Raw genomic sequence first — 8,964 nt, 5'->3', positions numbered from 1 at the left:
AAATAAAACCCAACTCAATCAAATTCAACTAAGTTACTGTTTTATCAGAAGTTTTAATCTTCATCACCGCCGATGGATGTGCATTCTACAGCATTTCAGAGCCCTTGCAACACTTCTTGCAAAGATTTTTTATCGTGTGTTTATTTTTCAAACCAATAAAAATATAAGTAATTGTTATATATAGTTAATTTATTTTCATTATTTTTGAATTTTATTGAGTATATCTAACACAACCTATCTACAGAAACTATAAGATATTGATTTATTTATGTTTAAATTATAAAAATCTTTATCACATGACTTATATCGTTCAATTCACATTCTATTCTTGTTTGATTCTTCATCAACCTGGCGTTTATATACACAAAACTTGTTTTGTTCGACCTTGTTCCTATAAATAACTGCTCTATTTAAATATAAAAAAATGAACGCCAATCCTAAAAATTAAAAAAGCCACTGCTATGTAGCAATGGCTTTTGGAATATTAAGCAACAATTAGAATTTCATACTGACACGTGCCCAGTAATTACGTCCCATATTATTAAACTGCTCGGTTGCTGGTAAACCTGTCCCGGAAGCACCCATTTTATTTAAGTGCTCGGTATAAGTCCGGTCTAGAACATTATCGACTCCGACTGATACATCCACGCTATCCATAACATGGTAGCTACCGTTTAAAGACAAAATACCAAAGCCTGCGCTCTGCTTGTTGTCATAACCCACAATATTACCTTCGTTAAGACTGATCCGGTTTTGACCATCTACTACACGCCATAGCAATCCAAAATTATATTTGTCTTGAACATAGCGCAAGTTAACACGGGCTTCTAAAGGAGAGATTTGTGGTAACGGCGTATTATCTGTGGTGTTTTCACCCCAAGCATACATGGCGCTGATATCGGCCTGTAGGCGGTCAGTAAACTGGTAACCAATTCCAGCTTCTGCACCAGCGATAGTAGCATCGACATTACGGGTATGTGCTTCGAGCATTCCCATCATGCCAGTAGGTTTATATGTCGTTAACACATAATCATTAATCAAACCTGCGTATGCGGATGCCCATGAGTTGAAATGACCATGCTCATGTTGATAACCAAAATCTAGCTGTAATGTCTTTTCAATATCAATATTGGCAAAAGTATTGACGTTATCATTTCCCGTTTTAGGACTAAATAATTCCCAGTAATCCGGCATACGCTCGACATAACCCAGACCAATATAGGTCTTGCCATCGTCATGATCGGGATGATGATTTTCAAAACGAATAAAGGCACTCGGTAAAGTTTCTTTGCGTTCCTGTTGAGATTGAACAGCGTCTACATTGACCTGATCAAGACGGACACCAGACACTAGCTTATTGTTATCACTAAGCTGATAACTCAGTTCTCCAAAAGCCCCCACAGACTGGAATTCCATATCTTTAGTTCTTGGCTGAGTTTGATACGGCATCATCAGACTTCCGTTACGTTTAGTATGTTCATTGTTCTGACTATCAATACCAGTAATCAGCTGCAATTTATCCCACTCATTGGTCATTGCCATACGTGCGTTCAATGTTTTACGTGTCACATTGGTCGCCATTGGCATACTCATCATTCCTCCAGGCTGGAACTCACGTAAACTAAAGTTATCCATAACGTGGTCATTAAAGTTATAGTTCACTTGAGCTTCGACTTTTTGAATGATATCGGTAAGATTTTTCTTTTCTACACGAAGTCCTAAACTTTCACGTGCAAATTGAGAGCCATCCATCGTACGGCCAGCATAAACTGATTCACCATCTGCCTTACCGCCACTTAGCTCGACCCAAGTATCTTCATCTGGTGTCCAGCCAATCGCCAAATCAGTATTCCAGCGTTCCCAGTCTGAAGGAACTGTATTTCCATCCCCATCTTGATAACTATTCGATACCGAACGATTGGTATTCAGACGGATATATTTCTGTTCATCGCCTGCTGCGACTTCGACATTATGATCAAGGCGCCCGAAAGATCCCATCAAGACACTGGCCTGACCACGATAGTTTTGATCTTGATCAAACTGTTCCGGTGTACGTTCGAAAATCACCGTGGCCGCAGAGCCAGTATTGGCATACTGAACCGTTTGCGGTCCTTTAATCACCGAAATACGGTCATAGCTTTCCGGAGAAATATAGGAGGTCGGCGAATCCATACGACTTGGACAGGCGCCCAGGTTTTCAGTGCCATCAGTCAGGATCTTAATTCGTGAACCAAACATACCGCGGAATGTCACATCACCATTGGTGCCGGCACCGCTATTGACCGAACTAAAGCCAACAATACTTTGTAAATAATCCGCACCATCACTGGCAGGAATCGGTTGAATCGGCTGTTTAGGGTCGGCGCGGACAATCAGCCCATTGGCATCATTACCTGCTGCCGATGTCACCACAATCGGGGCAAACGTCTGCACTGGCATGGCGTCATTGGCCATCACTATCGAAGAATAACAAGCAACACAAATCGCAGCCGCAAGTGGCTGTAAAGAAAATTTAGGCTGAGCCATTTCTCTATCTCACTAAATACATAAATTAGGCACGGCTTGAGTCAATACCAACCCAAGCTGAAAAATGCAGATTTATGCAGGCAGTGGTGGCGCTCGCCCCTGAGGAATTAAGAAGAGTTGCTGAAGGACAAACCAGACATGCTTAAAGGTTTTTTGATAGGCAATTAAACGGACATGAATCCGGTCAAGAACCTGTTTGATGTCCAGATCAGGCGGTAAGACTAAATTGGCATGAACCTTACAGTACTGACACTGATGATTGGCATCATGATGATCATGTTGAAGATGATCAGATTGGATAAGGTGACTATGCTCGCCAGCGCTATGCTGCGCATGAGCATCTGTCGCGATAAAAAGCGCACGCGTGATGGTTTCACATACCGGAGCAACCTGATATTGCTTCGGTAACAAAGGCTGTAAAAATACAGCAATCTGTAGAAACACAGCTGCAAATGCAAATAGCAGCCCCGCGCGTAAAAACACAGGCTATTCCTAAAACATGCTTATGTTGATTATAACAAAGCCCAATCAGAATTGGGCTTTGCTAGACCATTTAAATAAACTTTAAAATGATCCTAGCGTTTCACAGCCACCTTGTCTTTATTACGCTGGCGAACCAGTTTTTCCACTTTTTCACGTGCACGTTGACGTTTTAATGGCGATAAATAATCGACAAATAATTTGCCATTTAAGTGATCCATTTCATGTTGGATACACACAGCGAGAAGTCCGTCAGCATCGAGCTCAAATGCTTGACCTTCCAGATTAATTGCCTCGATTTTTACGCGTGACGGACGATCAACTTTATCGTATATTTGAGGAACTGATAGACAGCCTTCTTCGTAGGGCTGCGTTTCTTCAGTCAATGGTGTGATTTTGGGGTTAATAAACACCATCGGTTGATCTTTATTTTCAGACAGATCCATAACAATCAGCTGAATATGACGATCCACCTGAGTCGCGGCAAGTCCGATACCTGGTGCTTCATACATGGTTTCAAACATATCCGCAGCGAGCTGACGAATTTCATCAGTCACTTCTTCGACAGGTTGTGCAATGGTACGAAGACGGGGATCCGGGAAACTTAAAATAGGTAATAAGGCCATACTGCGTCCTCAATTATGCCATTGATCAAAAAACCAAATGAAGGGAATGCTTCATCAAAAAAATGTGTGTAAGATCGTTATTATAACGCAACTACGCACATAATTTTAGGAATTATGATAATGAAAAAGGTTTTGAAGGGCATGCCATTTTTTAGTGCCTTGGGGTTTAAAAATCAGATGCTGGCACTTGCAGTTTGTGTAGGCGTCAGTATGGGGACCATTCATTCTGCCGAGGCAGCACCTGCACGCAACGTCAATCCACCGGCATTAAAAGCTAATGCACCGAACGTTTATGTGGTGAAAAAAGGCGATACGCTTTGGGATATCTCGAAACGCTTCCTGAAAAATCCGGTCCGTTGGCCGGAAATCTGGGCCAGTAATAAGCACGTGAAAAATCCACATTGGATTTTCCCGGGTGACCGCCTGCTGATGTGTGATTACCAAGGCCGTCCGATTATTGGTAAAGACGAAGGTGATGGTTGTGAAGGTATTATCAGCCGCTATCTTGGCAGTACTTCTCTGCAGCCCCAGATTCGTGTTGAATCTTTAAATAATACGATTCCAGTGATTCCGCTTGAGCATATCAAGCAGTGGTTGGAACGCTATACCCTTCTGGCGCCTGATTCAGTTCAGGGCACACCCTACATTCTCGGAACTGCAGATCAGCGCGTACTGGCTGGCAAAGGCCAGAAAGTTTATGCACGTGGTCACGGTCTGGTAGTGGGTCAACGCTATGCCGTTTATCGTGAAGCTGAACCGTATGTATTTACGGATGCAAACGGCAAGAAATATACTGCTGCACTTGAGCTGCAACAGGTGGCATCTGGTATTGCAGTTCGTGGCGAAGGTGATGTCACCACACTTGAACTGACAGATAGTTACAATGCTGAAGTACGTCGCGGTGATCGTGTCTTACCAGAATACGATCCAATGTTACCGACTCTGTTCTATCCGACCAATGCAGAAAATATTGCTGCCGGTGGCCAGATTGTGCGTGTATTGGGGTCAATTGGTACAGCAGCACGTCATAGTGTTGTCACCATTGACCGTGGTACGGCACATGGAGTTCAGACGGGTCATGTCTTTAGTGTGAATCAAAAAGGTGAAGTGGTGACTGATCCGAAAACTAAAGAACGTGTGCAATTGCCAGGTGAGCGTATTGGCCAAATCATGGTATTCAAAAACTTCGATCAATTAAGCTATGCCTATGTGCTAGAGAGCGAATTACCAATCAAGGTTGGTGCAGGAATTCAAGCACCTCTTTTAGATGAATAAATATTTGTCTAAATAAAAAAACTTAATAATAAGAAGACAACCCTATAGGTCTCAATATGCTGAACCCGTTATCACGCGCGCAACTGGAAACAATTACGTTATGGTATCTGGTTCAGCATTCTCTTTCGAGTTTCTATAAAATCAGTCAACATTATGCCGAACTGGCGCATGCCCTTCAGCCGGATCAAGTACCCGTCTGGCAAGCACTCGGCCTTCATGCCAATCATGTGCAGCGCTTAAAAGAGTTTTACCTCCCAGAAGCGCAGCAAAAATTTCAGCGATGTCTGCAGCAGATCCAGCAGGATAGCGATTTTATTTTGCTGCACAGCGATCCGCATTATCCTCAGCAGTTGCATCCTTATGCAGATAAACCACCGATCATTTTTGGTCAGGGTAGATCCGATACCCTGCTTCAGGCACAGATTGCCATTGTGGGCAGTCGCAAGCCGAGTCCGCATGGCCGGCAAGTGGCTTATGATTTTGCCTTTTATTTGAGTGAACAGGGTTTCTATATCAATAGCGGTCTGGCATACGGTATTGATGAAGCAGCGCATCGGGCTGCGTTACAGCATCAAGGGACAATTGCAGTGATGGCGACTGGACTGGATCAAACCTATCCAGCACAACATCAATCACTACGCCAGCAAATCATTGAGCACGGTGGTGCAGTAATCAGTGAGTTTCTACCAGATACGCTGCCTTTGCAGCACCATTTCCCACGGCGCAACCGAATCGTCAGTGGTTTAAGTCTAGGTGTGATTGTGGCAGAAGCTGCATTAAAAAGTGGTTCTCTGATTACGGCTAAACTGGCAGCTGAGCAAGGTAAAACTGTGTTTGCCATTCCGGGACATATTTACAGCGAGCATTATCAGGGTTGTCACCAACTGATTCGTGAGGGTGCGATTCTGATTGATCATCCACAGCAGGTCATCGAAGAACTGGCACTGGCGACGCAATGGCAGGCTTTAGAAAATACCACCAAAACGAAAGTTACTGAAGCAACATCACAGCAAATTCCACCGCATCTGCTCAGTCTGTATAATCAGCTGGACTGGGTGGGACAGAGTTTGGATCAACTGGGAACGCAGGTTCAGCAAGAGGTATCTGCTTTGACCAGCCAACTCATGGAACTGGAGTTACTCGGTTTTTGTACCCAGCAAGCCGGCCTGTATCTACGTTGTCGGATTCTCAAATAAAGTTCACAATAGCGCTTTGTTGTTTAATATAAGGTATCCACATGATCACTACCTCTGTTGCCGAAGCAGCAGCATGGCTTAAAGACGGACAAGTCTTGGCATATCCCACAGAGGCTGTTTGGGGCTTGGGTTGCGACCCCTATAATGAACAGGCATTTCATCAAATTTTAGAATTGAAGCAGCGCCCGATTGAGAAAGGTGTAATTTTGTTGGCAGCTCATCTTTCACAGGTAGAACACCTGCTGCAGGATTTAAGCGAAGAAATGCGTGAAAAAGTGATTGAATCCTGGAGCAATGACAGGCCTGCTGAGCGTGCGACCACCTGGCTGCTTCCTGCAAATAAAGATATTCCTGACTGGATTAAAGGTCATCACCCTAAAGTAGCCGTCCGCGTGACCACTCACCCGCTCTGTGTCGCATTGTGTCAGGCCTTTGGCGGTTTTATCGTTTCTACCAGTGCCAACCCTGCCGGTATGGAACCTGCCCGCTCACTGCAGGATGCGATCCGCTATTTTGACCAGAATCTAAATTATCTGAATGGTGACCTCGGTTTAAGTCAGCAACCAAGCCGGATCATTGATGCAGTGACTGGCGCAATTATTCGTGACTGAGTCCTGTCTGATTTAGTCGGGACACTCAAGCCCGACTAAAGTTTTAAGACAAAAAAAAGCTCAGCCATATAGGGATGGCTGAGCATAAAAAAGGATGTGCATAAATCACATCCAGAGGGTTCAGAAAATCTCTGGGAGTCTGATAAAACAAGGATTTTCTTGCTTGATCATTCTCGATGGGCGCATTATGAAAGAAACTGAATGCGACGACAAGTACAATAAAACAATCAAATAATACATATTTTCTATTAATAGCAAACAATTTTTGAGCAATATTCAAAATATCTTGCTCTTTCTATTCTCTTTTTAAAATAAAACGATATTTTTCTATTTGTTTTAACATTTGAAAATTAGCATTTAAAAGGGGATTTCAATTAAAAAAGTTTTGATCAACCGCTCAATATTTAATCAGACAAAATTCTTAATTAGCTCTTTTAATTCCTGATTAAGCGGATCTTCCGGGATATTGAGCCCAGAGGATTCCAAGTAAAATGATGCCACCGCCGATACTGTGATACATGGTCCACGCTTCACCCAGCCACAAATATGCGACTACTGCAGTAAAAACCGGCATCAGATTCATAAAAATACTGCTGCGATTGGGACCAAGTTGCTGCACAGCCATCATCCAGAATAACGGCGCGGCAATGGAAGGAAAAATTCCGGCATAGATAATGCTGGCTGCATTAGCATGATTGATGCTGTCCAGACCTAAAATCAATACCAAAGGAATATGATAGAGAAAGGCCATAAAAATCTGAATATACAGGCTCACTAAGAGTGGAATCTGAATCTGCCATTTTTTCAGAAACACGCCATAACAGGCATAGAAAAATACTGCGATCAACATCAACAGATCGCCAATATAACTTTCACCAACAGTTAAAAACTGCAGGCCCTGCCCTTGTGCCATGACATACATCAAGCCAATAAAAGACAGAAGACTCCCCAGCACTGCAGCCTGTGTTGGGCGAATCCTTAAAACAAAAATACCCACGATAATGGTAAAAATAGGAATAAAGGCATTGATCAGGCCCATATTGGTTGCAGTGGTATAGTGTGCCGAACTATAAGCCAACCCCTGATAAAGCACCATTCCCAGCGCACTCAAAACAGCAAAATGCCCGAGATATGGACGGATCTCCGGCCACGCTGCTTTGACTTTGGGCAACATGAATGGAGTTAAAATCAGTAAGGCCAAGGCCCAGCGGTAGAAACTGATACTGATGGGAGAAATATAATCTGCCACATAGCGGGTGACAGTCATATTCAGAGACCAAATCAAAACTGCGGCCAGGGGTAAGGCCATGGCCCACCAGACTGCCTTTTGTTGCTGTGTCATACTTTCATCCATGAGTCGCTGGTCTTGTTATTAAGCTATGCGTATTCGCGCATCCTAGCATAATAGATTTTTCACATAATATTGAGGCAATTTGCAGCTTTAAGTAACTGAGCTCACCTGTTTTTACTTGTACTGAAAGCGAATACCCGTTAAAACAAATACCGTTCAGTCGCAATAAACAGGAAATCTAATGACTCGCTCTGTATATGACATTCCAGTCAAAACCATTGAAGGAACAGAAACCACTTTAAACCAGTACCAAGGTAAGGTTTTGCTGGTGGTTAACGTCGCATCTAAATGTGGCCTGACGCCGCAATATGAAGGCTTACAAAAACTGTATCAGGACAAAAAAGCGGAAGGTCTGGAAATTCTGGGCTTCCCTGCCAATAACTTTTTGGAACAGGAACCGGGTAGCGAAGCCGAGATTCAGGAATTCTGCTCAGTGAATTATAAAGTTGACTTCCCGCTATTTGCTAAAATCTCTGTCGCGGGTGAAGACAAGCATCCTTTATATGCCAACCTTACGCAGGCTGTACCGGAACGTATCGGTGAAGGCCCTTGGTGGAAAGATCTGGTCGATTATGGTTTAACCCCAAATCAGCCACCAGAAGTGCTCTGGAACTTTGAAAAATTCCTGATCAATAAAAATGGTGAAGTAGTGGCACGTTTTGCTCCAGATATTACTGCAGATGATCAACGGATTGTCGATGCAGTGAATGCAGAACTTGCAAAATAATTCTCGATTATTCTCATAAGCATCAAGCTTGAAATAAGTATCTATTTTCTCGGTAGATACTTATTTTTTTTATTTAAAAACGATTAGGGTGTGTTGACACTTTTAGCTTAAAAAAATAGCGAAGTAGTAAAATCAAATCGCCAAACCCAATTTTACTATTCGCTATGCCTCG

At 43.0% G+C, this 8,964-nt stretch carries 8 protein-coding genes; 4 read left to right on the top strand and 4 right to left on the bottom strand.

Translation table 11 applies throughout. The features are described from left to right. Window positions 1-495 precede the first annotated feature (495 nt). The 3 genes from NI465_RS15925 to def all read right to left on the bottom strand — a co-directional run bounded on the left by NI465_RS15925 (window position 496) and on the right by def (window position 3,632). Entirely contained in the window at window positions 496-2,526 is a 2,031-nt protein-coding gene (locus NI465_RS15925) for a TonB-dependent copper receptor (protein ID WP_253145949.1), read from the bottom strand. Window positions 2,527-2,598: 72 nt separating this feature from the next. Beyond that, on the bottom strand, window positions 2,599-3,009 hold the full coding sequence (locus NI465_RS15920) for a DUF2946 family protein (RefSeq protein WP_004644876.1): 411 nt from the start codon (window positions 3,007-3,009) through the stop codon (window positions 2,599-2,601). Between the two features lie 92 nt (window positions 3,010-3,101). Further along, window positions 3,102-3,632, bottom strand: a complete 531-nt coding sequence (def, locus tag NI465_RS15915) for a peptide deformylase (protein WP_004644875.1) — start codon at window positions 3,630-3,632, stop codon at window positions 3,102-3,104. A gap of 120 nt (window positions 3,633-3,752) precedes the next feature. Between def and NI465_RS15910 the strand changes: the two genes are divergently transcribed. The 3 genes from NI465_RS15910 to tsaC are packed head-to-tail and all read left to right on the top strand — an operon-like array spanning window position 3,753 to window position 6,714. Next, window positions 3,753-4,907 (top strand): LysM peptidoglycan-binding domain-containing protein, encoded by a 1,155-nt coding sequence (locus NI465_RS15910; protein WP_138742548.1) that lies wholly within the window; start codon window positions 3,753-3,755, stop codon window positions 4,905-4,907. 56 nt (window positions 4,908-4,963) lie between these two features. After that, window positions 4,964-6,103: a DNA-processing protein DprA gene (gene dprA / locus NI465_RS15905; RefSeq protein ID WP_253145948.1), complete on the top strand. Its 1,140-nt coding sequence runs from the start codon at window positions 4,964-4,966 to the stop codon at window positions 6,101-6,103. Window positions 6,104-6,144: 41 nt separating this feature from the next. Beyond that, complete coding sequence (tsaC, locus tag NI465_RS15900) at window positions 6,145-6,714, top strand: L-threonylcarbamoyladenylate synthase type 1 TsaC (RefSeq protein WP_253145947.1); 570 nt, start codon at window positions 6,145-6,147, stop codon at window positions 6,712-6,714. A 445-nt stretch (window positions 6,715-7,159) separates the two neighbouring features. Here tsaC and NI465_RS15895 read toward each other — a convergent pair whose 3' ends face one another. Next, on the bottom strand, window positions 7,160-8,056 hold the full coding sequence (locus NI465_RS15895; RefSeq protein WP_004644871.1) for a DMT family transporter: 897 nt from the start codon (window positions 8,054-8,056) through the stop codon (window positions 7,160-7,162). A 190-nt stretch (window positions 8,057-8,246) separates the two neighbouring features. Between NI465_RS15895 and NI465_RS15890 the strand changes: the two genes are divergently transcribed. Further along, window positions 8,247-8,792 (top strand): glutathione peroxidase, encoded by a 546-nt coding sequence (locus tag NI465_RS15890; protein WP_005249624.1) that lies wholly within the window; start codon window positions 8,247-8,249, stop codon window positions 8,790-8,792. Window positions 8,793-8,964: the final 172 nt, after the last annotated feature.

Source organism: Acinetobacter lwoffii (genome assembly GCF_024129855.1).
Taxonomy (GTDB): domain Bacteria; phylum Pseudomonadota; class Gammaproteobacteria; order Pseudomonadales; family Moraxellaceae; genus Acinetobacter; species Acinetobacter lwoffii_L.
The sequence above is the reverse complement of the archived record's forward strand: the minus strand, read 5'-3'. Positions and strand labels throughout refer to the sequence as shown.